Here is a 25,978-nt window from a genome sequence, read left to right on the forward strand (position 1 = left end):
GGAATGTAAATGAACTGCGTTGGCATCGATGTTTCCAAAGGAAAAAGCATGATTGCCGTCATGCGCCCCTTCGGAGAGGTGGTGATTTCCCCCTTTGAAGTGCAGCACACCGCCAGTGAACTAAGCGAGTTGGCAAAGCTGCTCAAAAGCCTGGACGGTGAGACCCGTGTGGTCATGGAATCCACGGGCAATTACCATACACCAGTGGCTTGGCTGCTCCACGATGCAGGGCTTTATGTCTCCGTAGTCAATGCAATGCTGGTACATGACTACGGGAACAACAGTTTAAGACGAGCCAAGACAGACAAGAAGGACGCTGTGAAGCTGGCCAACTACGGGCTTGACCACTGGCTTACGCTGCTCAGGTATGTCCCGGAGGAAGATACCCGGCTACTTTTGAAAAACTGCTACCGGCAGTACCAGCAATATTCCAAGGTACAGACCATGTTGAAAAACAACCTGATTTCCTTGCTGGATGCCGTATTTCCGGAGGTCAATCGACTGTTCAATAGCTCCCCCCGTGCCGACGGAAGTGAAAAATGGGTGGATTTCGTCTCGACCTTCTGGCATTGCCGGTGCGTTTCAACATTGTCCCTCAAATCTTTTTCTGCCAGATACCTGAAATGGTGCAGAAAACATGGGTACTATTTCAGTCAGGAGAAGGCGTTTGAAATTCATTCCAAAGCGCAAAGCTGCATTAGCGTTATGCCCCGAAATGAGACAACCAAGCTCTTGGTCCAACAGGCAATTGCTCAGCTTAAGGCAACCTCTGCTGCACTCGCCGCACTCAAACAGGAGATGCAGTCTTTGGCCGCTGCCTTGCCCGAATATCCCGTGGTAATGGAGATGTTCGGCGTTGGTTCTACGCTCGGTCCGCAGCTCATGGCTGAAATTGGCGATGTGCGCCGGTTCCACTCCAAAAAGGCTTTGGTTGCCTTTGCCGGCATTGACGCACCTCCTTGCCAGTCTGGCCAAATGGACATACACAGCCGCAGCATCTCCAAACGGGGTTCCGCCGCTCTGCGCAGAACTCTGTTCCTTGTGATGGGCATTTATCTGCAAAGCGCCCCTTTGGACGAACCCGTGTACCAATTCATGGACAAAAAGCGTTCCGAAGGAAAGCCTTACAAGGTCTACATGATGGCTTCTGCCAACAAGTTCCTGCGTATCTACTACGCCTCGGTAACTGCTTATCTAAACACACTGGCGCGGATCTGATCTCATACTGAACACCTCTCTGGCCGACCGCCGTTTCAATTTTGGAGCGCTCAGCGGTCTGGCTTCGTGTGGCCTTTTTTCTGACTTGAAATCTTGAAATTCCTACTTGACTTTCATTAGCAGGTCTTTCCGGGGGCGGCCGGGGCCGCCCCCTTGTCGTGTGAATTGAAAACGGGGCGGATCAGGCAGCAGGCGTCCCGCCGCCGTCCTCCGCCAGCGCCCGGTCATATTCAGCCAGCACCGCGGCGGACAGCTTCTCCCGCAGCTCCTTCGTCATGGGGAAGCACTGTTCCGTCCATTCGCCTTTTACATTCCTGCGGCTGGGCAGGGACACGAACATCCCTTTTTCACCTTCTACCACCCGGACATTCTTCACCAGAAAGCAATCGTCCAGGATGACGCTGCACACCGCCCGCAGCTTGTCGGGGCCGGTCAGCATCCGTTTGATCTCCGCTCTGAACTCCATAGAAAACCTCCTTGATAAAAAGTGCGGCGGGGCATAACGCCCCGCCGGTTCCCGCTGAACATCAGCCCGCGTAATCGAACATATCCTTGATGCGCTGGGTAATGGTGGGCAGCACGGTGCTGTCCACAATGAGGTAGAGGCCCGCCAGGATCAGGGCACCCAGGACAATGGAGATCAGCACCGTGATCGCCACATCAAGGGTGCCCTGCCCCTCACGGTTTGCCAGCGCCTCCTTCGTGCGGCCTGCCAGCTCACGGGCTTTCTGCTTGGCCGTCCAGATGGAAGTCATAGCCTTAACCTGAGTGTTGCGGATGAAGTTAGCCATAATTTTTTTCCTCCTATTGATGAATTGATTTATTTAGTAAGGCGTGGCAACCGCCTGTACTACGAAAAAAGCCCCGGCTCACTGATAGTAGCTGAGAATCAGGTTCAGGGTGGCGGAGCCTAAAACGGCGCCGATGCAGGACACCACCGCCACCACAATGCGGTTGTTCCACTTCTTTTGATCCATTTCGTCAGCCATGCCGCGCCGGATGCAGAAGTAGATGATAAGAAGGCCGGACACCACCGGGGCTAGGACCATGAGCCAAGTGGTCAGGTCGCCAATCAACTGCTCGGTGCCCGTCACGATCTGGCTGTCCTCCACACCGGCCGCATAAGCCGGTGCGGACATGAAAAAAGAGGCGGCAAGTGTGGAAAGACCGACACCCGCCGCCCGGACGGACTTACGAAGCCCGCCCATCGTCTGTTTCACTTTTTCTTTCATCGAAACCTCCTGAAATTTAATCATCATCAGAAGCGCCGCCCCCTGTGTTTTTCTGCTGGGCGAGGCGGCGCATGATGTCCTTTTGATAGTAGACCCAGATATTCCACAATGCGATTTCCTCTTTGGTATCGGTGATAACGGGCCGCTTGTTTTCCCGTTCCTCCCGCAGCTTCCGGTTATGCTCCATGTCGCCCATGCCCAGCATTTGATTGAACAGCCATTGGGAGAGGTCCGGGGCGTACATCATGGCCGGATGGTCCCGGCTGGTGATGATCTGATAGGGCCGCTTGACGCGCCGGACCTCATCCGTATTGAGCAGCTTGCGCTCCGTCAGGCTGACGCTCTGGGAGCTGGACGGTATGGTGAACCGCCCGTTGCTGGCCGAGAGCTGATAGCTGGATGTAGTGTAGCTGCCCAGCTTGTCCGACATTTCCCGCAGGGTTTCCGGGTCGTCGCTTTGCAGGTAAGCCCAGATTTGGCAGTTGCCCTTGATGGTGTTGGCGATATTGTCGCTGTACTTTTCCTTGAGCTGGTCGAACCCCTGCACATAGAGGGCATAGCGCATCCCGCGTCCAGCCGCCACGGTGAGTTTGTTCGTCATATCGCTGATGGGGGTGAAATTCCCAAACTCATCCAGCAGGAAATTCACCCGCCGTTCCAGCCGCCCGCCCCGCTTGTCCGCTGCCTCCGCCAAAAGTTCATACTGCTGGGACACAATGAGAGAGGCAATCGGGTAAAAGGTGGTTTTTTCGTCCGGCAGGATCACAAAAAGCGCCTGCTTTTTAGTTCCCAGGTCGGAGAGCGTAAAATCGCTGGCATGGGTGATGGAGTAAATGGATTTCGAGGTAAACAGCCGCAGGGTGGTCAGGGCGGAAGTGTAAAAGCTGCCTCTGGTGCGGGACGGGGCCACATCGGAGATGGAGAGCAGCGCCCGCGCCGGGTGCGTTGGCGACTGCTTTTTCAGATACTCCAACAGGGGCATTTTGTTCCCGATGGTGCGGCACATCTCGGATATGAACCAATACACATTCGTCATATTCTGAAACTCCGGCCGCTTCTGGTTGTCGCACACCACGCAGAGAATGGCGGCGGCGATGATGGAACATTCGCCGTTGGTCCAGATTTTCTCGCCCTCCGGCTTGCCCACCAGATTGTTGGTCAGATCCCAGGCCAGCATTTCCGCCCGGTCTGTGTCGCCCTCGTTGATGGCGTCAATGACCGGCTGGAGAAGATTGTAGCGCATACTTTTGGCCGGGTTTTTGAAGTCCAGCACCAGCACTTCATACCCCAGCTTTTTTAGGAATTCAGAGGTGTAGTGGAACAGCTCGGCCTTGGGGTCCGAACAGAAGATAGATTCCCCGGCAAGCCCCAAAAGGCAGATGCTCTCCAGCACCAGGCAGCGGGATTTGCCGGAACGGGTGGCGCCCACGCAGAGCAGGTGGCAGTCATCCCCCACAAAATATATTTTTTCCTTGTCGCCCTCCTTTTTCATGCCAACCACCACGCCGCCTTTCGTCAGCGGGGGAGGCGGCGTGTCCCTGGGAATCCCTTTGGGACGCAGATCCAGTTTCAAACAAACACCTCACTTTTTCATAAAATCCAGCCCATCATAGCCGGTTTTCAGCAGTTCCCGCATGACCGGGTCATTCGGGTCCAGGATGAAGCTGTCAAAGGCTTTTTCTTTTTCCGCGTCGCTCATCCAGCGGGCCGAGCCGTGCTGATACTGGCCCACTGCCCTGGGAGTCTTGATCTCCGGCGTGATGGTGTCCAGGTCGGATTCATAGGGCCGCATATTGGTGAGAAAGAACATCACGGCCAGCACGCACACAAATCCTTGCAGGCAGAGGTACAGCATCATGTGCTGGCGGCTGGAAAACAGGCTGGCAAGGCAGTCCCCGATGGGAAGGAGGGAGAGCCGGGTGATCTTCCTCGTCAGTAGCCCATGAACAGCGGTGGAGAAAAAGAGATTCAGGACTGCGCCGGAAACAAAAATCAGCCCGCAGACCAGCAGTTTTCCTTTGCTCCTCATGGCTCCAATCCCTCCCCGTCCTCCAGTTCAGGGGCAAGGTCCTGTACGGCGGCCTCCAGCGCTGCTTCCGCCGCTTCGCTGCGGATCGGCTTATCTGCCAGCCATGCGGCCAGACTTTCCGTTTTTACGATACCGTAGAAGTCCTTGCGCTCCCAGTGAATGTACCGCCCATCCAGCAGGTTTTCCGCATAGACCGCCTGCCCTCTGGCTCCATAAGTGCAGCCAAACCCGTCACGGGCATACCACAGGGAATCGTCTGCGGTCAAATCCATGCTGCTGCCGTAAGCCTCTGGTTTTAGAACAAGAATCTGTCCCTCATAGCCGCGTTTGCTGCTTCCCTCAATGCAGTCATCCAATCCCAGGAGGCGGTCCTGCTGACGGATTTTGACCTTTTCCCGCACCTGTTCTTCCGGCACATAGAAAATGGGCATATAGAGTTTCTTTGCAAGTTCAATTTCTTCCTGCATCCCGGAAGAAATGGTGCTGCCCACTACCCAGAGGTCATCGTCCAGATATTGCGTGAAGATCGTGTGGGGCGCCAGGGGAATCACCCCGCAGGATGCCGCATACGCACAGTAGTCCCTTGCCCTTTGGATATTCCGCTCCATATCCCCGCGCAGGGGGGATGAGATATAGACCAGCCGCAATTTATCACCTACCTTTCCAAATCCAGCCCATCCAGCTCTACATCGCTGATGGGCGGCTCAAAGCCGGTGTCATAGGACACATCATCAAGCTGCCGGATAGCCTCCAATCGTGCGGTAGCCTTCGGGTCGGTCTCAAGCTCCTGCTCCAGCAGGGCGTCGGCAACAATGGCATTGGAAACGGGGTCTGTAAAGCACAGGGCCTCGCCGTCCTGTGTGGCCTGCTCCATGACGGACTCCGGCAGGATTTCCTCCGCAACGGCCTTGGGTATCTCAAGCCCCCGCTTTTTGGTGCCGACGATCTCATAGATACCCACGGCGATCTCGCCGCAGGTGATGATGTTCCCCCATATATCGGGATTTGGGCGCCCGTCACGCATACCTCACACCTCCATCTTCCTCATAAGGCATAAACGCAATCACAGAGAGATAGTCCGTCCCCAGCCGCCTCAAAAGCGCGTCCTGATGCTCCATGACCTGATCCACCACATTTTCCGGGCAGTACCGCATCAAGTCCTTTACATAGGCGCCTACATCCAGCCCGATAGGGTCAGCCAGATATTCCTCGTCCGTCATGCCGTCAAGCTGCTGGTTCAGGTTGTGCTTATACATGAGAAACCGGGCGATAGCGATTGTCTGGTTCCGCTTGCTGTTCCTCATAGGCTATCCTCCAATCTCCAATTCTTCCTGTTGACCGAACTCCATATCAAAATCGAAGCCCATGTCGGCCTCCCGCAGCTCCGGCATGATCTCCTCAATTTTATCAAGAATCCGCTCCACGGATTCGCGGGCGTCATTGGAAACATCCTGATCGAGTATGCTCATTTTGACCAGCCCGGCGTGAAGAACCCTCAGTTCTTCCTCGCTGAACAGGGCCTTTTCGTCCACCAGGCCGCTGCGCTTGGCAAAGTCCTGACCAGCAAACTCTTTGTTGTAAAAGACCTGACGCGCCAGTATTTCCCCGGAATCCGGGGCTGTGCGGTAGGTGGAGAACACATAGCCGAACAGATGATGCTCCTTGCAGGCCAAAGTCACGCCGTTGTATTCCGCCAGCTTGTAGGAACCGTTGGGCAGCTTTTCGTTGGCGTCCGTGTAGGGACAGTCCCGGCAGATGCCCACCTTGACCGCTGTGTTCTGGGCGGTGTCGTTGATAAGCCGCATGACCTTATCCTTCACAGCGACAAACGGGTTCTGGATCACCGTATCCGCCTTGGAGAAGTAGGCCACAAGCTGATTTTTATAGTAGATGTCCGCAATATAATCCGAAGATTGGGACCGCTTTACATCAAAGCCCTTTCGGGCGAGCTGTTCAAAGAACAGACGGTAAAAATCTGTTTTGCTCCGCAACCGGCAATCCTCCTTCCTTACGAGTAACCTTTTTGTTTCATCACATTTTTGAGAACTTCAATGAAATCAAAAATCCGTTCCGCCGCCGCCTGACTCCGGGGGTAGGTGTGCGGCAGGGGAGGGCGCTTCTTCCGCTTCAGATCGTACCAGAGGCACCCGCCGTCCTTTCGGCTGGGGAACATACAGGATGGAACGGAAGTCCGTAAAGTAAAAGGGCACCCCCGGCAGGGATGCCCTTTGGGGTACTCATATAGCCGGGCCGTCAGGCGGGTCACGCCATAGGACCCTCTGGGGATAGACACCGGCGCCCCGTTGTGCTTATAACTCGTTGTTACTGTGTTCATCCAAACTCCTTTCTCGAACCGGGCGGCCGGTTGTTTGATTTGTTTGATGCCGCAGGGCAGCAAAAAAGGCAGCCCTCAATGGACTGCCTTTCGCATTGGACATATTTAAATTTGAGCGATCCGCTCACAGTTCTTTCAGCAGGAACGCCATATACAGCGGAAGTGTGAGAAGCTGTTCGGTGCGTCCTACATTGTAGTCCCCCAGCTTGATTGCTTGGCTGACATGGTACTTTTCAGGATGGCGCAGGATCGTTCTGGTGCTTTTCGTATTTCCTGTGGACGCTTTGACCTCCACCAATGTGCATTGTCCTTTATAACGGATCACAAAGTCCACTTCCAAACCGCTGTCTTTGTGGAAATAGTAGAGTTTTCGTCCCATCTTACCGAAAACATCCGCAATCAGATTTTCAAAAATCGCGCCTTTATAGCCGTAAAGATTTCCTTGCAGAATGTCGTACTGTGTGCCATCCTCCAGCATACTGACAAAAAGGCCGCAGTCCCGCATATACACCTTGAATATATCTTCCTCGGCGTTCCCATCCAAAGGCAGTTCTGTAATGCTCAGATTATAGCAGCGGACAATGATACCGGCATCCTCGATCCATTGAAGGCTCCCGGCATATTTTGATGCGGTTGAACCTTTTTTGACAACGGAGTATTGAAATTTCTTGTTTTCTTTACTGAGCTGCTTCGGGATAGACTGAAAGCACTCCTTGATTCGTGATTTGTCCTTCTTCTCGGCGTACTTCACCATATCGTCCTCATAGGAGCGGACAATATCACGCTGGATTTGCAGTACCTCATCCATCTGCTTTGTATCTACAAAGGTCTGTACGGCATCCGGCATACCTCCGACAACCACATATTGCAGGAGCAGTTGCTTCATACGGTTGTGCAGGGCCTCCGGGACAGGAGTCTCTTTCTGCAAGCGCTTCTTTAACATATCAATTACAGGGTCAGCAATCCCATTGGCCCACAGAAATTCTTCAAAATCCAGAGGGTACATATCAATCACCGTTTCCGATCCGACTGGAACAGATTTCGGTTCTTTTCCATACCCCTTCACACCCAGCAGAGAGCCGGTGCCTATCACATCATAGCGCCCATCAATTCGGAAAAATTTCAGGGCGGTCCGGGCCTCCGGGCACTCCTGAATCTCGTCCAGGATCAAGACTGTACTTCCGCTTTCAAACACCGCCTCGCTGCCCAGCAGGGCGGACAGCATCATCACGATTGTGTCCACTTCCAGGGACCCGGCAAATACAGAGGCATAGTCTGGATTTTCGAAAAAATTCAGGTACACAACATTTTTATAATTTTTCTTTGCAAAGTCAAGGACAGAAAATGTCTTGCCGCACTGCCGGCAGCCCTTGATAATCAATGGCTTGCGATTTTCTGTGTTTTTCCAGTCAATCAGTTTCTGCTCAATTTTCCTTTTCAGCATGACAGTTTCGCCTCCCTTATTCTGTTTTATTTCAGTATAGCCGAAAGCAACAACTTTTTCAAGGGAGTTTTAATGTAAACCGAAAACTTTTTCAAGCGACTTTTATCGACAAGTATCAACTTTTCCGATTTTTCTTTTGCGCCGCACATTGGTTATGGTTCCATGCCCCTGTCCTTGTGCCGTAAATACCATTCCTTTTTGGCGGCCTTGGAAAGATCACCTCCCATAGCCTTCTGGCAATCGTCGTACTCCATACCCATGCTGACGGCGTTCTGTTCCAACGCCATCAGGATTTCACAGATCAACCGTTCTGTATAGTAGGCTTTTCGGGCCTCCGCATACTCAAAAGAGCCGGTTTCCCGATCCTTGCGGAGCATGGTGTGTATGGCCTCCAATACCTTGTTGGCAATCAGCTTGTCCGCCTCCGCGATTCCTTTCTGCCGCTGTTCCTCCACATGGGCAGGGTCGGCGTCATAGAGCATGGAAAGCTGGCACTTGGCGTCCGCATACTCGTTTACCAGATCACCAATGTATTTGCAGTCTGTTTTCAAGCTGCTGATAAAAGCGTCCAGTTCGGCCTTTACTTCCTCCGGCAGCAGCTTGTAGGCCAGACGGCCTTTTTTCGGCATCTTTTCTTTCAGGGCAAACAGACCGGGGATAAATCGGGCCAGCCCATCCGCACTCAAAACACCGTCCAGTGAAGCGGCTCCCAGCTCATCATCCGTGATATGGCCGAAGGTTTCCCGTAGGCGCTTGTACTCGCTGGGATGAAGCCGCTCCATATATTGCTCAAACTCATCAACCAGATCAACGGCGGCTGCGGTAAGCTGCTCTCTGGCCCGCTGCTTCGCTTCACAATACGCCTGTATTTTCTCCGCGAAGGTATCACGGATCAACTGCCTGCGTATTTTATCCGGGATGCTGGGATGCACAAACGGAACCATTGTGCGCTGGTTCTTATCCCAGAACACCACATGGATGTGCGGATGACCCCGCTCATTGTGGTGGGCGGCCACCCATTGTAGGTTCTGAACCCGGATTCCATTATACTTTGCCAGCGTTAAAATATGACGCTCCATGTAGTCCTCCCAGGCTTTATGATCGGTCAGCCCCAGCTCGGCCGCTGTTTCCGGGGAAAAGGAGATAATTCCCCGATACATATTCACACGGCGGTAGGACAGCCCCCGCACCAGACGGGCCGCCTCCTGCCAGGTGGAGAACTCCCGCACCTCGCCGGGTTCCAGTTTCCCGAACAGGCCGTGGCGCATCCCCTCATTCTTTACCGCGCCGGGCCGGGTGGCAATATAGCCGATGTGGGCATAGTTGCACTTGGGCGTCTTTTTCTGATTGGGGTGCCGGTGGCGCTGCTTATAGATCAGGATTGACACGGCGGCCCCCCTGAACAGCCTGAATCGCCTTTTTCATTTCCTCGTCATCCAGAAAAATACGCAGAGCGTCGGCGTTCTTTTGGTTTGCAAACGCCAATGCCTCTTTTCTGGCCGCCGCCTCGATCTTCTCAAAAGAGGAATAGCGGTCCCGGTCGATCAGGTCTGCGATAATGGCGATATTGGCATAGTAGCCTGCGGCGGATATGATTGTCAGGCGATTGATAAGTCCGGCCAGCCGGTTTCCCAGCCCTTTGATCTGACCGCTGAGTTCCTGCCGGATCACGCCGCTTATCATGTCGATGTTCTCAGCGGTACTTTCCAAATCCAGGTATTCGTCAATCGCCCGCCGCACCTCTTTGGAGAAGTCCGTCCCATTTCTGGCCGCCAGCTTATTGAGCGCCTGAATGGTGTCCGGGGGCAGATGAATGGTTTTGCGCTCGGTTCGGATGGGGGATTCTTTCAAGTCAAGCCTCCCTTCTATAAGGTGTGACAAAAATCACACCCAAATTAAAAAATCATACCTTGTAAAATCCTTAAAAACCCGTTGAAAGCACGGCTTTCAAGCAGTCGGCCCGCCGTCAGGTATGACGGCTATTCCTGCCTTAACCGGGAAATCGCAGGCTGGACCTGCGGTTTCCCGGCTGTGGGGCGCCCCGGCGGGGCGGTCAGTACGGATGAAAAGAGAAGTGAGAGGGTCAGCGTTCCAGCTCGTCCTCCGGTTCCTCGGCGGGTTCCCAATCCGTGAAGATCTCCGCCATGATCTGCTCCCTGCTCCCACGGGTGGAGCTGCCCTGCGTTTCATAATCCCGCAAGCCGTTCATCCGCTCCGGGATGGTGAAGAACGCAAAGCGCCCGTCCTTCATCTGCGTCAAAAGCCGCCTTTCACAGCCGGATGCGGGGTCCATGCCGCTCATCAGTTCTTCCAGCGTCCCCACCTTTTCTGCCGCTTTACGGACAATGGAGCGGAACATATCGGACGGGATCTCTACATTCCAAACAGCGTAATCATCACGCCCGTGGCAGGTGATGGTCTGGATGGCCGTGCAGGGGACTCCAGTGAATTTATCTAAAGCAGAGGACAGCAGCGCCTCGGCTTCCGGCCCCAGATAGCCGCACAGATCTAGTTCCACCGAATTTGCGACGGCTGCGGCCTCTTTCTCAGTCAACACGATGTCCACATTGTTCCTCTCATAAGAAAAACCGCGCCCATTCAGCATCAGGGAACACTCGGCGGCGATGCGGAACATCCGAAAATAGTCATCCGCCGTTTCACCAAGCGTCTTGCCTGTGGCAAAAGATTGAAAATACCGGCTGCCCTCGCTGTCCCGGCAGGCCAGGGAAATATCCAGGTAGATTCCCTCACTGGAACCGAAATTTGGGATGCAAAGGGCTTCTTCAAATTCTGGCAATTCACCAGACAACTCATCCGAATATAAAAAGTATTCGTCCGGGAGAAGTCCGTGTGCTTCTAAATGCGTTTTCAGCTTATCAAAGGTTTCTCTGGCGTCAGCCATACCGATGTGTTTGACACGATGGTTCTCATCCGGCTCACTCCATCGGTCCAGTTCAAAGGTCTGTATCTTCGCCACAATCAAGCCTCCATTTCCTGTTCATCTTCGTTTTCAGGTTCTTCAACGGCGTCTCTGTTAAATTCCGCCTCCAGCTCCGCCATACGCAGGCGGTCTAAATCCTCCACGGAGCGGCCTTTCCGCCGCTCCACCAGGTCGGTATTAAAATCATTCAGATGGGGAACATGGACAGCGCACTGAAATCCCCGCCCGGTATATTCCCGCACCCACTTGGCCGCCGTAAGCTGCCCCCAATTCCGAAACTGCCCATCTTTGTCACGGGCCAGATAGTCGTTGTCCACCGCAAACACCAGCCGCCTGATCTGCGGATGCCCTTCCAGATAGCGGTCAATAGCTCCGTTCCACAGGCAGCCGGTGGAGATACGATGATCCTCCGTCCAGTCCCGCCCATAAAAGTCAGCGGCGATGGACGCATGGCTCATCAGGTCGATAGGGGCTTCGGTGACAATCAGCAGGTCGCTTGTTCCCTCATGGAAAAAGGGGTAACTTTTATCAGAGCCGGTCGCGTCCATCTTGAATGAGCTGTTTTCTCTGGCCGCCCGCATGGAGCAGTACCGGGGCGTTCCCTCGGCGTCATAACCCACAAACACGCAGTTGCCGTACTTTTTCTCCTGATAGATCATCTTCCGATTCATAAAATGGCTGACGATTTGGGGGCTGATCCCTCGGACGGACACCAGATACCAATAGGCCCGCTTCATGTTGTCTGCCTTGTCCGGCAGCTCCAGCGGCCCGCGCTCCTTCTTCTCATAGGGCGCTACCTGTCGGGCTTCCGCCGCATATTCCTTGCCGATCAGCTTGCCCACCGCCTCCGGGAAGGACAGGTTTTCCTCCCGCATGACAAAATCAATGGCTCCGCCCTTGATGCCGTCATCCGGCCCCGTCCACTGGAAAAAGCGGTTGTTCTCCGGGAAGATATACAGGCCGCCGCTGTGCTTCATGTGGACGGCCTTGCGGCCTGCCTTTTCCGGCTCATAACCGTACCCACGGGCAAGGGAGAGAATGTCCACACTGTTTGCCTGCCGTATCTCGTCCTCGGTGAATTTGTGATACACGGCGGCACTTCTTCGCATAAACCATCACCTCACAGTTCCAAATCTGCTTCTTCTTCATCAGGTAATTCCAATTCCTGTACTGCTTCTTTGTGGAAATGATCTGTTCCGGGAACGAGACGGAACGAAAGCCCATTTTCCCACTGACAAAGGAGCTGACCGGCGTCATCCACAGACTGAACGATACCGGCCAGCCCTGCGGGTGCGTCATAGCAGGGGTCGATTACCGCCTCGTCCAGAACAACCTTCGTACCGGGGACATATTCCTCCCGCAGCAACTTGGCCTGTTCATACAGATATTGTGGGGACCGGGGCAGGGCCTTCCGCACACCTAGTCGGACCGGCTCTCCGTCCAGATCATATCGGGACGGGTCGGCAGCAGGGACATTCCAGCCAAACATGGACCCGGTCAGCATAGCCGCCGCCTGCGCCTTTGTGACGCCCTCATGGGCGTTGAAGTAGTTTGCCAGGACTTGGTTGTAGGCGCGGTCGCCGGTGGAGTAAGCGCAGGGGTAATAGCCCATTTCGCCGCGCCGGACCTCAATGAGCTGCCCGGAGCTGGGGAGGACCGCATAACAGTGTTCCGGCAGAGACGAGGTATCATAATTCTTCCTCATAGTCGTCCTCCGGCTCATAATCTGCTTCGTCCTCCGGCGCCTCGTCCTCGTAGAACTCATCCAGTTCAAACCCGGCGCGGGAGATCTCCTGATCCTCCATGCCCAAGCTGTCCTTTAGATGCCGGTAAAGCTCCCAGCCGTCGTAGTGCGCGGCCGCCCACTCCAGCGCCTTACTTAAAATCTGATGCTTGCGCTCTCCCGGAAGGGTTTCCAACGTCCCGTTACGGATTTCGTCAAACTCCCGGTCGAGCATATTCAGATATTTATAGGTTCTTGCGTACAGCGGTTCTTTGGCACAGTCGGGCAGCAGCAGGTTTTCCGTTTTCTCCACAAATCCATAGGACAGGTCATCATATCGCTCATCACCGTTGCGGCAGGCAGCCCGGAACTGCTGAAAGCCTTTCATGTTGCTGAAGCCCCGGTAGTCCATGACCCCAAGGAGAATCTCTGAGCCAATGATGACCTTCAGCATTTCCTCATCCGTAGTGGCGGCGATCAGCCGCATGGTGCTTCGCTCCTTGACGATGTTGCACCCGTAAAGGATATAAAGCGGCTGTGTTTTATCCAGCTTCACAATCCAATCCCTCCGTTTCTTCCCTCAATTCTTCCAGATATTCGTCAATGTCCAGCTCCTCATAGCGGAACTGGAGCAGTTCCACGATAGCCGGATCGCAGTCCTCCGGCAGACACTCCTTTACGGCATCCTGAACATCCCGGATTTCCCCCAGGAAGCCCCAGCAGCTATCCACCTCCACATCTTCCCGGAATAGCTGGAACCCATAACACTGGCCGGTCAGGAAATAGTCGTAGGACTTCACCTCACCCTCCAGCACTTGGCGGGCCTTCTCCATAGTTTCAGGCGTCACTTTGCCGTATTCTGCTTCGATCCTCTTTTTGTCCGCATAAATCCATCCCACCTGAGAGGAATCCCACGGACAGGAAAAGCCGGTGGTGTTCATGGTGATGCCCGAATGGTCGTAGAGATAGAGAGGCAGGATCACCATGCCCTCCATCTGCTCCACCAGTGAAAACAGTTCGTCGTTGTGAAGGGCGGAGAGGCAGTCATGCAGGAACCAATCCGGTACGTTGTCTTTCAGAGAGGCGGCATAGCTGGACGATACATACCAGTCGCTCTCGGAAGCCCAGTTCTGGATCTCCTTTAGCTCCCACTCCCTTGTGGAGCGGTTATATTCCAATCGGGCGTACCTGGCCTTGCCGGATTTCAGAAACTCAAATACCGGATTATTCCGGTCATGCTTGCTGGAATATTCCGAAAAAAGCAGTTCTTCCAGAAAATCACAGGGGTCTGAAAAATCATGTTTTTCCCCCAGAATGTAGCGCCCAGGCCAGCAGACCATTTTCCCCAGGCAGTCGTAGTCCTCACGGGGGTTCAGGGGCATATCATCGTCCACGATAAACAGGGTGTAGGGCGCCCTCGTTGCCGCAAGCGGCATGATTCCTCACCTCCTTGGCAGCAGGAACCGCATCACCGGATCGCGTCACGGGAATGCCGGTACCAGGCAAAATAGAAAAAGCCGCCGATCACGACGGCAGCGGCGGAAATACCAACAATTACTTTTTTCATGTGAACTCCTTTCCAAAAACAGGTTTACAGTTCCATGTCCTGCTCGTTCTCGTCCGCAGCGGCGGGGGCCTCCGGGCTGGCCTCACCCCGTTCCTCAAACTGCTGCTTGGTCTGAATTGCCGCTGACAGCTTCGGGAGCAGTTCAAACATTTTTGTGCTGTCACGGCTGCTTTTAACATAACGGTAGTCCCACTGTCCGCTCTCCGGGGAATAGCGGATGCTGTGCAGCGCATTGATGATCCAGCCCTGTGTTTTGAGAGGGACAGGAATCTCATGCTCCCGGAAAAGCTGCATAATCAGGGCCTTGCCGTTGACCTCCCGGTTCACCACCTCCTTTCCCGCCAGAATATCCTTCTCCGCCTCCCGGATAGCGGTATCATAGCGGGCCTGCTGTTCGTGTTCACGCTGACGCCTTTCTGCTTCACGCTCTGCTTTCCGCTGTTCATCCCGCTGGCGCCGTTCCTCCAGAATAGGGGCGTTGTGTGTCTTGGCCTCGTCATACCGCCCCAACAGATGGGCAAAGCCCAAGTCTGCCCACCGCTTCGGATCGCCCATACTCTCATTAAAAACCCGTTCGATCTCACCCCGGATGCCATGCTCCAGCGTGGACAGCCATTTCAGGATTTCTTCCAATCGGTGCCGCTGGTCGATGCCTACCATGAACCCCTCGCAGGGGATAAAGACCGTCTGAAAAAACTCCCGTTTCTTTTCCATCGTATAAAGTTCAATACCATTCTCATTGTAGAAGCGGTAATAGTAATGCTTATTGCCCATCAGGTCTTTGGCAAACACCCGGTTTTCATCCTTTTCCTTTGGCGGGAAAATGTCCTTTTTCTTTTCATCTGGCCGGGTATAGCGGGGAGAGAGGCCGGTTCGCTCCAAGCTGCTGTCGATCACTTGCTGTACTTTTTCTATCCCGCCATGCGACTTGATGAACAGGTCCAGGTATTCCGCCTCCTGTAAGGGGCAGAGATGCAAACCCGTCCTGCCCTCATAGACGGCGCCCTTGTACTGAAACAGGTCCAGGCCGAAATCGTTGCGGAACGGCTTGGCCTCTCGTACAGGAGAGAAGGCGCCTTCCCGGAAGATATAGCAGACGGAGGAATGTTTTTCACTCATTTCAAATCACCTCCCGCCATTTTACTGTTCGATGCCGGCAGCCGCATGAACGGAGATACCAGCCACAGCTTTCCCTCCGTCTGTCTGAGGATTGTCCTCATCTAAAATCACCTCACTTTCCTGCTCCTGCAAAGACTCGAACTCCAGCTTTGTGTTGATCTCCGTCAGGGTAGCAACTTTTTCGGACAGTTCTTCCTCATAAATAAAAGGCTGGCCCATCTGCTGACGGGCAGCCTCCAACTGCTTTTCTACTTCCTCCAAATCCCGCTGAGTATCAATCAGGTAAGACGGGATACGCTCTGCAAGGTTCTCAATGCGGGTAATCGTTCCCTGTCCAGAAGAACCAATGTCCGTACTGTACCGGGAGGTTCCCCGCAGGATGATTCCCTGAGAAAGCGGGTGAAGGTTAAGGCAGAGCCTGAATCCACGGTAAGAGCCAATTTCAAACTCAAAGTCATCCTTTGCGCGGTTTTCATTGATCGTGCGGTAAAGCAGGGCAAACACATCGCCTGCCGCCGGGCGTTCTGTGTACGGTTTTCCGTCCAGGACAATGGAGAACTCCCCGCCCCTGGTCTGCTCCAGCAGGGCTATGTCCTGACTGATCTGCTCGATTTGCCGCTGATACTGCTGGATGCGGTTGGGATAGGTCGTGTTCACCTTCCGTTCCAAAGAAAGCTGCTCGTTGCTCCACGCGCCCCGTAGGATTTTCAGCTCTGTCACCCGGTTTTCCAGCTCCATCTTCTGCGCCAGCATGGGATTATCCGTAGCGGCCGCCTTAAACTGCGCGGCGGAAAGCACCGTTTCATCTACATCCTCACAGGACCGGGCGATGCTCCTGCCGGTGAGAATCTGCTTGATATACCGCAATTTTTGTTCCTGAATCTGCCAGAGATAGGCGTCAAAGGTGCCCTTTGTCACAAATTGCTTTATCATGACCTCCGGGTTCTCGTTGCCCTGCCGGACCCCGCGCCCATCCCGCTGGGTAATATCGGAAGGCCGCCACGGACAATCCAGATGATTGATGGCAATTACCTTGTCCTGCACATTCACGCCGGTTCCCAGCTTATTGGTACTGCCCAGCAGGATGCGGACTTCACCCTTACAGGTGCGCTCAAACAGCGCCTGCCTCTGGACCTCGGTCGCGGCGTCATGGATAAAGGCGATTTCGGATTCCGGTACGCCCTTTTCGAGCAGCACCCGCTTAAATTCATCGTACACATTGAAGCGTCCCGCCTTGGGGGTGCCCACATCACAGAAAATGAGCTGGGTGGAGGATGCCTCGGCGGTATCCGCCCAAACCTGATACACCTCGTCAATGCAGATATTCAGCTTGCTTCCTGTGCCGTCCGCCGTGGGAACGATCATGCGGGGGTCAATCGCCATCATGCGGGCCTCGCTGGTCAGCTTCAGCATATTATCTTCTTCTGGCTTTACACGGCCAGCGCGGATTGCGTCCGCCCGCAGGATAAACTCCGCCATGATCGCCCTTTGCGCGGGGGTGGCCTCTGTGGGAATGATCTGCGCCTTTCCGCCCTGAATGGCTGGCAGGCCGGGAATATCAAGCATATCCGCCGTTTTGATGTCCGCAACCTCTCTGAGAACGGCCATCAGTTCCGGCAGATTGTAGAACCGCACAAAGCGGTCCCGCATCCGGTAGCCGCCGCCCTCCGGCCGCAGTTCAAGCACGGAAGTACGCTTGGCAAAGTGGGCGATCCAGGTATCGAAATAGGACCAGCCGAACCGCTCCAGCTCCTGCGGCTGTAAATACCGCTGCATGACGAACAGCTCGGAGATGGAATTGCTTATCATCGTCCCCGTTGCAAACACCACGCCGCGCCCGTTGTTGACCTCCTGCAAATACTGGCATTTCAGCAGCATATCAAAAGCCCGCTGGCTGGAGGAGGTTGTGATGCCCGCCACATTCCGCAGCTTTGTGAATACAAAGCAGTTTTTATAAAAATGCGCCTCATCCACAAACATCATATCCACGCCGAGCTGTTCAAAGGTCAGAAGGTCGTCCTTCTTTTCCTCGGCGGACAGTTTTTCCAACTTGGCTTCCAGGTTTCCCCGGAAAATCGCCATCTGCTTGACGCTCCAGTTTTCACCCTTTTCATACTTCATTTCGCTGATTGCGGCCTCAATCTCATTGATCTGCTGTTCCAACTGCATGATCTGCCGCTCTTTTGAAATAGGGATTTTTTCAAACTGACTGTGTGCCAGGATCACCGCGTCGTATTCTCCGGTGGCGATTTTGGAAATATAGCGGTTCCGGTTTTTAGGGGTAAAGTCATCCACCGTGGACACCAGCAGATTGGCGTTGGGGAAAAAGCGGTAAAATTCCATCGCCCACTGGCCTACAAGGGGATTGGGGACCACAAACACCGCCTTGTGGATCGCTCCCAGGTTCTTCAGGTACATCCCGGCGGCAATCAAAGCGGCGGTTTTCCCGGCGCCCACCTCATGGGCCGCAAGCCCTGTGCCGGTGTAAATGACACGGGCCACAAAGTCAAGCTGGTGCTTCCGCAGCTTCATCTCGGAGTTCATGCCGGGGATCACCAGATGGCTCCCATCGTATTCACGGGGCCGGACGGTATTGAAGGTATCGTTATACAGCTTGAGCAGGGCGTCCCGCCGCTCCGGGTCCCTCCATATCCAGGACGCAAAGGATTCCTGAATCTGCTGCTGTTTGGCGCGGGCGATCATGGTTTCCTTCGGGTTGATGACATAGCGGACTGCCTTATCGCCCCTGTCATTGATATATTCCTGCCGGTCCCGGACGGTCGTGGACTGCATATTCAGGCAGTCCTCCAGTATCTCATAGGCGTTTTTGCGGCTTGTGCCGAGCGTCTGATTGATCGTCACGGAATCGGGTTCAGAGGTTTTATTGCTGATCCGCCAGGTGGTAGTATAGGGGAAATACTCAATATCAATGCGGTGCCGGTTGTCCCCTCCGTCAATCACCTTGGCATAGCCGCTGGTCTGGAAGGTTTCATACATGAATTGGCGGTAATACTCAACCGGCACCCAGATGGCGCCCAGATTCACTTCAATATCGGCAGGGGTCAGAGGCTCCGGCTGAACCGCCTCCAGCGCCTCCACATTCCGGGCGAACAGTTCCGGTTCCTCCGCCGCCTTCTGTCTTGCGTAAAGCAGCTTGTCCCGCACATGGCCGCTCAGATATTCCTCCGCCAGCTCCCAGCCCTCATCCGGGTTCCCATAGTATTTCTGCGGGTTGAGATAGATACGGCCGCCCAGCTCTGCCACCAGCTCGCCCGGTTCTTTCCCGGTCAGGAATGACATATAGGAGAGGTCTACCCGCAGCTTGCGGTTCAGGCAGATATGCAGGGCGTCCTCGGCGGTATCAGCGTGGTTGACCTCACGGAAGGGCCGGATGGTCGCCTTGTGGAAGATGGCCGATTTATCCCAGCCGCTCTTATCCTTTCGTTCGTCCTCAATGGAGCGCAGCAGGGGGAATTGATCGTCATCGGAAAAGGCGAGGATATTGCCCTTGCTGTTGATGGCTCCATACTTGGCGGTGAAGCGGTCATAGACCTGATTGAGTTTATCCTGCGCTTTGCGGAGGTCCAGAGGGTCATACTCATGGGACTGGATGCTGATGACCTCCAGCAGCGCGGCACGGATTTCACATAGGCCCTTGATGCGGGCTGCCTTCATTCCGGTGTAGGGCTGTGGGATCAGCTTGTTCTTCTCGCAGTAGTAGATTTCGCCGTCCTTCACCACAAAGGTAAAATTCCGGGTCCCTTCGGGGGCGTCCTCATAATCGTCCGGCTGTTCTTCCTCCGTTTCCTCCAGTGGCTCCACATCCGGCTCCGCGCTGAAACGGGCATACAGGCTTTCCACCGCGCCGGAGAGGTGTTCATACAGGTCGAAACCCTCCGGCGCGATACAGGCCGTGCCATCCTCGCTGCCGTACATATTCCGGCTGCTCTCCATCTTGCCCATGAGCATTTCCGGGTGATCCATGAAGTAGCGGTTGTAGGAAATCCATTTTCCCCGTTCCATGTCTGTCTGTATCCACGATGGGGTGTTTGTCCGGTCAAGCGTCATGGGGATCGCCCGCTTTTTCAAAAAGACAATATCCGCAGTCACTTCGGTTCCCGCCAGTGCCTTGAACGCCGTATTGGGCAGGCGGACAGCGCCGATAAACTCTGCCCGCTGTGCGATATACTCCCGCAGGCTCTCGTCCTTCCGGTCCAGAATGCCCTTGCTGGTGATAAAGGCGATGATGCCGCCCGGCTTGGCAAGGTCCAGGGACTTGATGAAAAAGTAGTCGTGGATATAGGGGTTCAGTTCATTGTAGCGGCGGTCGTAGATTTTGACGCTGTTGAAGGGGATGTTGCCCAGGATCACATCAAAGCTGTTGTCCTCAAACTTGGCAGCCTCATAGCCCATAACGGAAATATCCGCCTCTGGATAGAGCTGCTTTGCGATACGCCCGGTGATGGAATCCAGTTCCACACCATACAGCTTGGTTCCCTGATACTGCTCCGGCAGCACAGAATAGAAATTGCCAGTCCCCATGCCGGGGTCAAGAATCCTGCGGTCGGGGCCGCCCTCAAAGCCGAACCGTTCCAAAGCGCGGTACATATAGCGGATCAGTTCCGGCTCGGTGTAGTAGGCGGTGATGGTGGAGCGCATGGCCGCCTTATATTCTTCATCGGTCAGCAGGGCCTTTAGCTCCTGATATTCGCTTTCCCATCCGGCTGCTTTATCGGAGAAAGCGTTGGCAAGGCCGCCCCAGCCCACATATCGGGCAAGGATGATCTGTTCCTCCGGGGTGGCTGTTCTCTGTTCCGCCTCAATCTGCTTTAAGGTCTTGATTGCCAGAATGTTGTTTTTATACTTGGTCTTGGCGCCTCCGGGATAGAGGTCATAGTCCGTGGAAAAGCGGAAGTTGCGGGGGATGAACGGTTCCGGCCGGGGATTGGCTGGCGGTTCAGGAACCGGCCTTTCCTCCGGTTGTGTGGACGGCGCACTCTCCATGCGGACAAAAGCCCGCACAGGCCGAAGTGCATCCAATTCCTTTTCCAGCCGGTATTGAATGTCCTCCAGATCATCCATATCAGCGGCTTCCGCTGGGGAGAGGATGCCGCCGTTGTCCATTCTCTGCACATAGCCGTCGTACAGGCGGGTAATGTCCTCCAGATCAGTCTTGACCTTTTGATATTCCGGGTTGGGCTGTTCGTCCACCACCGCCCGGTAGAGGGCGGAACCGTCCTCCGTCAGATAGCCCCACTCGATTTCTTCATCGGGATACTGCCCTTGCAGATAGCGGAGCATCTGGGTGGCGATCCCCTGACGGCGGTAATCCTCCAGCACCTCGATCATGCTGATATGGGGCCGTCCCTCGAAAATGCTGTACCGCAGGGTGCCCACTGTCAGTTCCTCACGGACGGCCTGCATGAGCATATCAATCTGACCGTTGTGGGCGCCCAGCGCCTCATCAAGTATCCGGGTTTCCTCTGGCTGCTCCGGGGCTGCCATGCGGCGGGCGTAAGCGTCGATGGTTTCCGGGGAGAGCCAATCCGGTTTTTCCGGCAGTTTAGCGTACAGCTCCCGCATTTTGGCGATCTGCGCCTCCACATTGCCTGCCCACAGGTGCTTTTCCGCCCGCTGCCCTTCACCCAGAAAATACTCGCAGTCAGCACACAGACGGTCTAACAGACGGTATTCGGCGCTGAACGGCTGCGTCTCATCCTTCTGTTCCGGCTCACTGACGGCAGGGGCCTCCAGATAGCGCCCCTCATCCACCAGGCGTTGAACGATACCGGCAGCCTGCGGCCAGGACAGCTTGGTTTCCCTCTTTTCCCCATGTTCATCGGTCCAGTGCAGCTCAATGCTGTCCGTACCGGAATACACATAGTCAAGCCCCGCCGCTTCATCAGGAAACCCCTCGTAGCCGTACATCTCTTTCAGGAAAGAGGCAAAAGCCGAGCCTGTGGGATGGGTCCGGGCAAATTCGTAGATACGATCTTTTTTCTGTGTAGCCAGAGGCCCACGCAGCATAGCGCGCTCAATCAGCAGATCTTCCGGGTTTCTTTCAGGGGGCGAGGCCAGGAGGGAAAGCTGCTCCGGTTTCTCATCTTCTGCGGCCGGGACTGCTTCGGGGGCTGGCCGCAGCTCCACATCCACTTCCTCATCATTGACCAGCATAGTGGCGCGTACCGGCTCATAGCCCTGACTGGCGATGTTGTTCAGCCAGGTAGCGAAGAACTGGCCGAACCCGGCAATTTTCTTTTCCTGCGCCGGGTCTGCGGGGTCTGCCTCCTGATATATGCCGATGCCGCTGTTTTCATAGCTGAAGGCCCGCAGGGTCCCGGCCTCCGTGTCGATCAGGAAGTCCATATAGGGGTCATACATCCGGTCGCCATTCTGCATATAGTAATGTTCCATGCAGTAGTGATCGCCGTATTTGTGGTGGATCACCAGGGGATCATAGGCGTCCCCAGCCTCTAAACGCAGAGAGTCATACTGCCCGGACACAATCTCCGGGAACAGCTTTTGAAAACGCCGGAAGTTCTTGTGGGCGGTGGTATTCCCTCTGGATTTATGTGGGGATGGAGATTCTTCCGCTGGTGGAATCAGATTGGCTTGATCTCCCGCCACGATGACCTGTTGCCCGCCAGCGACCGGCTCTGGCACAAAGGAGTCTATTTCATCCGCCTTTGGGATTCCCTTGATTTCTGTAAATACCGCTTGCGGGCGGACGGGTTCTTCCGCCGTTTCACCTGCTTCATAAGCCACAGCACCCAAAACATAGTCATAGTCGGCCTGCCCGATCTCCCTTTGCGGGGTGCCGCCCATTTCTTCTACTTCAGCCGGGATATTGTAGTCCCCAATGGGGTCAGGTTCTTCCTCCACAGTTATATCCGGGTAAACGCCCGTTTCGATCAGGGCGTCCAGCAGATTGGCAAGGCTGGGCCAGGGGAAGTAGGTGTAGCCATCGTCAAAATAAAAGGAAATGCCGTCCTCTCCACGAAGCTTCGCGCGGTACAGCACTTCGCCCTGAAACTCCCGGTCGCCATAAGCCGTGAACAGGCCGCAGATCTCCCGGCCTTTTTCCGTCCAGTTGTAGTCTGTAACGCCGTCCGCCAACACCGCCCGCACCGCCTGATGTAATTCAGCGGGATAGAGGTCGGTGCTGGTCAGGATATGCTCATAGTGGCGGCGGACTTCTTCATCGGAAAAGTGATGTTCAACATTTGGAGAAACAGAAAGAGAGCCGTCCTGTGCGGGCGGCTCTCCTTCATGCTCCGTGTCTTGCGGTGCCTCGGTCTGCGGTTGTTCTTCGGTCAGCGGGGGATCAGCACGATGGTCTGGAGTACCGTTTCCTCCACCATCAGCTTCAGGTCGTTCAGGTGGCGTGTCCGTTCCAGAATGTCCTCGGTCTGCGGCATCGGTTCCTGCTGAAGCATCTGCTGGGTCAGGGCCTCGATCTTCTCCGTGGCCTCGTCCTGCACCCGGTGCATGACCTCCATCAGACTGCCATCCATTTTCAAAATCGTATATCGCTCCGGCTGGTTGTCCTTGAGATATTCCAGCGCCAGCCGCCCGTACCGGCCCAGGGGCCTGTCCGCCTCGCTGCTGTTGGAGATTTGCAGGTCGGGGAGAAGCATCCCGCCCTGTTCCTTGTAATTCAGATTGATGTTCGGCTTGCTCATATTGCACCTTCCTTTCCCGATTGATGATCCTGATGTTCCGTTCCATCTCCAAAAGCACCGCTTTTGAAATGGAGGTGACTGCCATACCCAGATGGGCAACCAGCGGAACCGTGTTGAAATGGCTGACTGTCGCCATCCCATCGCCCATGCGGATCGCCTCGTCCGGCAAGTGGCACTTTTTACCGATGAAATAGGAAACGCTGTCGCTCAAAAGCTGGATATACTGTGCTTCAAAGCCGCCAGCCGGTATTTCCTCAAACAGATGGTTTTTTGTTTCCTGCCGAAGCCCCTGTAAATAATGCTCGTAGTTGTCATTGACGGCCTCACGCGCCAGGGCGTACAAGAGGTCTGGGAATGGCTGTGCCTGAAACCCATGTGAGAAGGTAAGCCGTTCCACCAGAGCCTTTTGCATCTCATCGGAAAGCCGCCAGTTGGTGGGATGAATCTCCTTGCCCACAGTTTGACTTATATCAAAGAGATAGTCAAGCGTAAGGCGGGCGTTGCTGTAAACGCAGACAGCAATCCCTTTTGGACGGGAAATTAGATTCCTGCCCACGCTGGCCCACTGTTTTTTGCTGGCAAGGACAGTCACATCCTCATCCTGTGCGTAGACCAGCAGGATATTATCAAAGCTCTGCTTGTGGAACCGGGACGCAAAGGTCAGGTACTCCCGCCAGTTCCGCTCGCTGCGGACGATGTAGGGGGCCATGACCTCATAAATCGTCCGCAGGCGTTCATCGTTTCTCAATAGGCTCCTCCTTCCTGTAATGGATTTTCAGTTTAGACGGTTGCGGCCTCTTGCCGGGCAAAGTAGAGCGCAAGGGCCTCGTCCACAATGCTGTCAAACTCCTTCTGGCTGATGCTGGCAGTAAAGTATTTCTTGTAAATTGCCGGTTTGACTTTGAACGCCGCAGCCGTGGATTTCCTGGGCTTCCGGCTGAACTCGCCGGAGAGGATTTGTTCCGCCCGTTCCGGGGTCAGCTTGCCGGTGTATTCCCGCAGCAGGACAGCTTTGCCCTCGTTGACCTTGTACTCGCTTTCCGACAAAACGGCCTCCACCATCTGCTGTTCCTCTTGTTCCAGATAGGAGAGCTGAACCGCCGCCGCAATCGTAAATTCTCCATCGTCGATCCTGATTTTCAAGGCGGCCGACAGTTCATTGATGCGGAGATAATTCGCCACAGCTCGGCCTTTCAGGTTGTATTCAGCCCCCACAACATCCCGGCTTTTGGACTTGTGGCAGTCAATGCCACAAGTCTTGTTTTCTTTGATTTCATCAGGGTTTTCCAGCCTTTTCAGTTCCTCAATAATATCGTTCCGGCGCCCCTGACAAATCATCTTGGAGTAACGCAGTGCCAGCACAGCCGCCTTTTCAGAGGGCAGCATTTCGGAGAAGGAGCGTTGCAGGACATTGGTTTCAATGACATAGATCCATGCGTCCTGATCGGAAAGATTCTCCTTGATGATGCAGGGGAGTTCCCGGTGTGCGAGAGAGGCGGCGTTCTGCCGGTTGTGACCGGCCAGCATTTCATATTCAAAACCATTCTCATCCGGTTCGATCTTTCGGACAATGGCAGGAACCAAAACACCATTTTCCGAAATGCTCTCCACCAGGTCATTGAGCCGGTCGCCCTCATACAGCCGGAAGGGATGCCCCCGAAATCCTCGGATGATTTGCGGAGGAAGCATCTGGATACCAGTGTTTACAGGCTGGGCGGGCTTGTTCTCCGCTGCCGCCGTGTTCTCCACTCCCTGCGCAACGCCTAGAAGGTCATCCAGAGAACGGATACGGGGATTGATGTTAGGCATACGCAAGCACCTCCTTTGCCAGATTCATGTAGGCTGTGGCTGCGGGGCTTTTGGCGTCCAGCTCCATCACGCTGAGTCCCTTGCTGTTGGCGGTCCCCACCTGAACGGTAGCTGGGATCTGGCTCTCAAAAATGGGGAGGTGGCCGAACACGGAACGCACCTGTTCGCTGGTCTGGCGGTATAAGGTTGTCCGTTTACTGCATTTCGTGAACAGGATGCCGATGATCTCCACCTTTGGATTCAGATTTTGCTTGATTTTGGAGATCGTTTCCGTCAACTCCTTCAAGCCCACCAGAGCGAACAACTCCGGGTCAACGGGAATGATGATTTCATCCGCCGCAGTAAAGGCGTTGATGGTGAGAGAACCGAGGGACGGGCCGGTGTCCACCAGGATGTAGTCATAGTCCGCCCGGAGAGGCGCCAGCAGCTTGGCAAGGCAATCGTCCTTTCGTTCAATCAACAGGTTCACCTCTGCCACAGTCAGCGTCTTTTTTGACGGAAGCAGATCCACTTTGCCTATGTTCAGGATGTAGCTTCCCTTTTCCGGCAGAGCTTCATCCATGACTAATTTCATCATCAGGCTGGCCGCCGTTTCCTGCAAAGCGGCTGGTGCCACGCCAAAGCTGATCGTCAGGTTGGTTTGGGGGTCGAAGTCCACCGCCAATACCTTTTTACCCAGCTCCGCTAGGGAGTAGGCCAGATTCCGGGTGCTGCTGGTCTTTCCAACGTTATGCGAAGCTTCGCATAACGTAGGTTATGAAAAGTAAGTTATTATGCAAAGTGGAGCCCACACTTTGTTGATTATATAAAGTGTACGGGCTCTTTAGACTTTGCATAATTCGGAAGAACTCCTTACAGCGATTTCAACCAATCAAGAAG

23 protein-coding genes and 1 pseudogene are annotated in these 25,978 nt (G+C 54.6%); 1 reads left to right on the forward strand and 23 read right to left on the reverse strand.

Features of this window, described 5'->3' with window-relative positions; genetic code table 11:
* Window positions 1-9: 9 nt before the first annotated feature.
* Window positions 10-1,218 (forward strand): IS110 family RNA-guided transposase, encoded by a 1,209-nt coding sequence (locus tag FYJ45_RS17190; protein WP_154466066.1) that lies wholly within the window; start codon window positions 10-12, stop codon window positions 1,216-1,218.
* A gap of 181 nt (window positions 1,219-1,399) precedes the next feature.
* On the opposite strand, the gene FYJ45_RS17195 is transcribed toward FYJ45_RS17190, so the two are convergent.
* The 23 genes and pseudogenes from FYJ45_RS17195 to FYJ45_RS17305 all read right to left on the reverse strand — a co-directional run.
* On the reverse strand, window positions 1,400-1,684 hold the full coding sequence (locus FYJ45_RS17195) for a SpoVG family protein (protein WP_154466068.1): 285 nt from the start codon (window positions 1,682-1,684) through the stop codon (window positions 1,400-1,402).
* A 61-nt stretch (window positions 1,685-1,745) separates the two neighbouring features.
* The gene (locus FYJ45_RS17200) at window positions 1,746-2,009 is read right to left on the reverse strand and encodes a DUF6133 family protein (protein ID WP_154466070.1); all 264 of its coding nucleotides are present in this window, start codon (window positions 2,007-2,009) and stop codon (window positions 1,746-1,748) included.
* A 78-nt stretch (window positions 2,010-2,087) separates the two neighbouring features.
* Window positions 2,088-2,450 carry an Mbov_0395 family pilin-like conjugal transfer protein gene (locus FYJ45_RS17205; RefSeq protein WP_154466072.1) on the reverse strand — a complete coding sequence of 121 codons (363 nt, stop codon included), beginning with the start codon at window positions 2,448-2,450 and terminating at the stop codon, window positions 2,088-2,090.
* A 16-nt stretch (window positions 2,451-2,466) separates the two neighbouring features.
* Window positions 2,467-4,023, reverse strand: a complete 1,557-nt coding sequence (locus FYJ45_RS17210; RefSeq protein ID WP_154466074.1) for a VirD4-like conjugal transfer protein, CD1115 family — start codon at window positions 4,021-4,023, stop codon at window positions 2,467-2,469.
* A gap of 9 nt (window positions 4,024-4,032) precedes the next feature.
* The gene (locus tag FYJ45_RS17215) at window positions 4,033-4,479 is read right to left on the reverse strand and encodes a TRAG family protein (protein ID WP_154466076.1); all 447 of its coding nucleotides are present in this window, start codon (window positions 4,477-4,479) and stop codon (window positions 4,033-4,035) included.
* A complete protein-coding gene (locus FYJ45_RS17220) occupies window positions 4,476-5,126 on the reverse strand; it encodes a DUF7768 domain-containing protein (RefSeq protein WP_154466078.1) in 651 nt (216 codons plus the stop codon). Before FYJ45_RS17220 ends, FYJ45_RS17215 begins: the two co-directional genes overlap by 4 nt.
* Window positions 5,127-5,134: 8 nt before the next feature.
* Window positions 5,135-5,503, reverse strand: a complete 369-nt coding sequence (locus FYJ45_RS17225; RefSeq protein ID WP_154466080.1) for a hypothetical protein — start codon at window positions 5,501-5,503, stop codon at window positions 5,135-5,137.
* Complete coding sequence (locus tag FYJ45_RS17230) at window positions 5,496-5,783, reverse strand: hypothetical protein (RefSeq protein ID WP_154466082.1); 288 nt, start codon at window positions 5,781-5,783, stop codon at window positions 5,496-5,498. The genes FYJ45_RS17225 and FYJ45_RS17230 overlap by 8 nt, the downstream gene beginning before the upstream one ends.
* A gap of 3 nt (window positions 5,784-5,786) precedes the next feature.
* A complete protein-coding gene (locus FYJ45_RS17235; RefSeq protein ID WP_154466084.1) occupies window positions 5,787-6,470 on the reverse strand; it encodes a hypothetical protein in 684 nt (227 codons plus the stop codon).
* A 17-nt stretch (window positions 6,471-6,487) separates the two neighbouring features.
* Window positions 6,488-6,814 carry a hypothetical protein gene (locus FYJ45_RS17240; protein ID WP_154466086.1) on the reverse strand — a complete coding sequence of 109 codons (327 nt, stop codon included), beginning with the start codon at window positions 6,812-6,814 and terminating at the stop codon, window positions 6,488-6,490.
* Between the two features lie 124 nt (window positions 6,815-6,938).
* Window positions 6,939-8,258, reverse strand: coding sequence for an ATP-binding protein (locus FYJ45_RS17245; protein WP_154466088.1), 1,320 nt, complete (start codon window positions 8,256-8,258; stop codon window positions 6,939-6,941).
* Between the two features lie 152 nt (window positions 8,259-8,410).
* Window positions 8,411-9,646: a MobP3 family relaxase gene (gene mobP3, locus FYJ45_RS17250; protein ID WP_321170249.1), complete on the reverse strand. Its 1,236-nt coding sequence runs from the start codon at window positions 9,644-9,646 to the stop codon at window positions 8,411-8,413.
* On the reverse strand, window positions 9,627-10,109 hold the full coding sequence (locus FYJ45_RS17255) for a ribbon-helix-helix protein, CopG family (RefSeq protein WP_154466092.1): 483 nt from the start codon (window positions 10,107-10,109) through the stop codon (window positions 9,627-9,629). Before FYJ45_RS17255 ends, mobP3 begins: the two co-directional genes overlap by 20 nt.
* 232 nt (window positions 10,110-10,341) lie before the next feature.
* Window positions 10,342-11,235: a hypothetical protein gene (locus FYJ45_RS17260; RefSeq protein WP_321170250.1), complete on the reverse strand. Its 894-nt coding sequence runs from the start codon at window positions 11,233-11,235 to the stop codon at window positions 10,342-10,344.
* Between the two features lie 2 nt (window positions 11,236-11,237).
* Window positions 11,238-12,308 carry a DUF3991 domain-containing protein gene (locus FYJ45_RS17265; protein WP_154466096.1) on the reverse strand — a complete coding sequence of 357 codons (1,071 nt, stop codon included), beginning with the start codon at window positions 12,306-12,308 and terminating at the stop codon, window positions 11,238-11,240.
* Window positions 12,309-12,319: 11 nt separating this feature from the next.
* The gene (locus FYJ45_RS17270) at window positions 12,320-12,904 is read right to left on the reverse strand and encodes a DUF4314 domain-containing protein (RefSeq protein ID WP_195841864.1); all 585 of its coding nucleotides are present in this window, start codon (window positions 12,902-12,904) and stop codon (window positions 12,320-12,322) included.
* Window positions 12,888-13,478: a hypothetical protein gene (locus FYJ45_RS17275; protein ID WP_321170251.1), complete on the reverse strand. Its 591-nt coding sequence runs from the start codon at window positions 13,476-13,478 to the stop codon at window positions 12,888-12,890. The genes FYJ45_RS17270 and FYJ45_RS17275 overlap by 17 nt, the downstream gene beginning before the upstream one ends.
* Window positions 13,465-14,358, reverse strand: a complete 894-nt coding sequence (locus FYJ45_RS17280) for a hypothetical protein (RefSeq protein ID WP_154466100.1) — start codon at window positions 14,356-14,358, stop codon at window positions 13,465-13,467. Before FYJ45_RS17280 ends, FYJ45_RS17275 begins: the two co-directional genes overlap by 14 nt.
* 155 nt (window positions 14,359-14,513) lie before the next feature.
* Window positions 14,514-15,608: a hypothetical protein gene (locus FYJ45_RS17285; RefSeq protein WP_154466102.1), complete on the reverse strand. Its 1,095-nt coding sequence runs from the start codon at window positions 15,606-15,608 to the stop codon at window positions 14,514-14,516.
* Between the two features lie 21 nt (window positions 15,609-15,629).
* Window positions 15,630-22,433, reverse strand: coding sequence for a GNAT family N-acetyltransferase (locus FYJ45_RS17290; RefSeq protein WP_235930866.1), 6,804 nt, complete (start codon window positions 22,431-22,433; stop codon window positions 15,630-15,632).
* A 488-nt stretch (window positions 22,434-22,921) separates the two neighbouring features.
* On the reverse strand, window positions 22,922-23,431 hold the full coding sequence (locus FYJ45_RS33230; protein ID WP_321170252.1) for a TnpV protein: 510 nt from the start codon (window positions 23,429-23,431) through the stop codon (window positions 22,922-22,924).
* A gap of 639 nt (window positions 23,432-24,070) precedes the next feature.
* Window positions 24,071-25,099, reverse strand: a complete 1,029-nt coding sequence (locus tag FYJ45_RS17300; RefSeq protein WP_154466104.1) for a ParB N-terminal domain-containing protein — start codon at window positions 25,097-25,099, stop codon at window positions 24,071-24,073.
* A pseudogene (locus FYJ45_RS17305) lies at window positions 25,092-25,817 on the reverse strand (ParA family protein); the annotation flags it as partial. The gene FYJ45_RS17300 and the pseudogene FYJ45_RS17305, both read right to left, overlap by 8 nt.
* Window positions 25,818-25,978 lie beyond the last annotated feature (161 nt).

Origin of the sequence: Eisenbergiella porci, assembly GCF_009696275.1 — a bacterium.
GTDB classification, from domain to species: Bacteria; Bacillota; Clostridia; order Lachnospirales; family Lachnospiraceae; genus Eisenbergiella; species Eisenbergiella porci.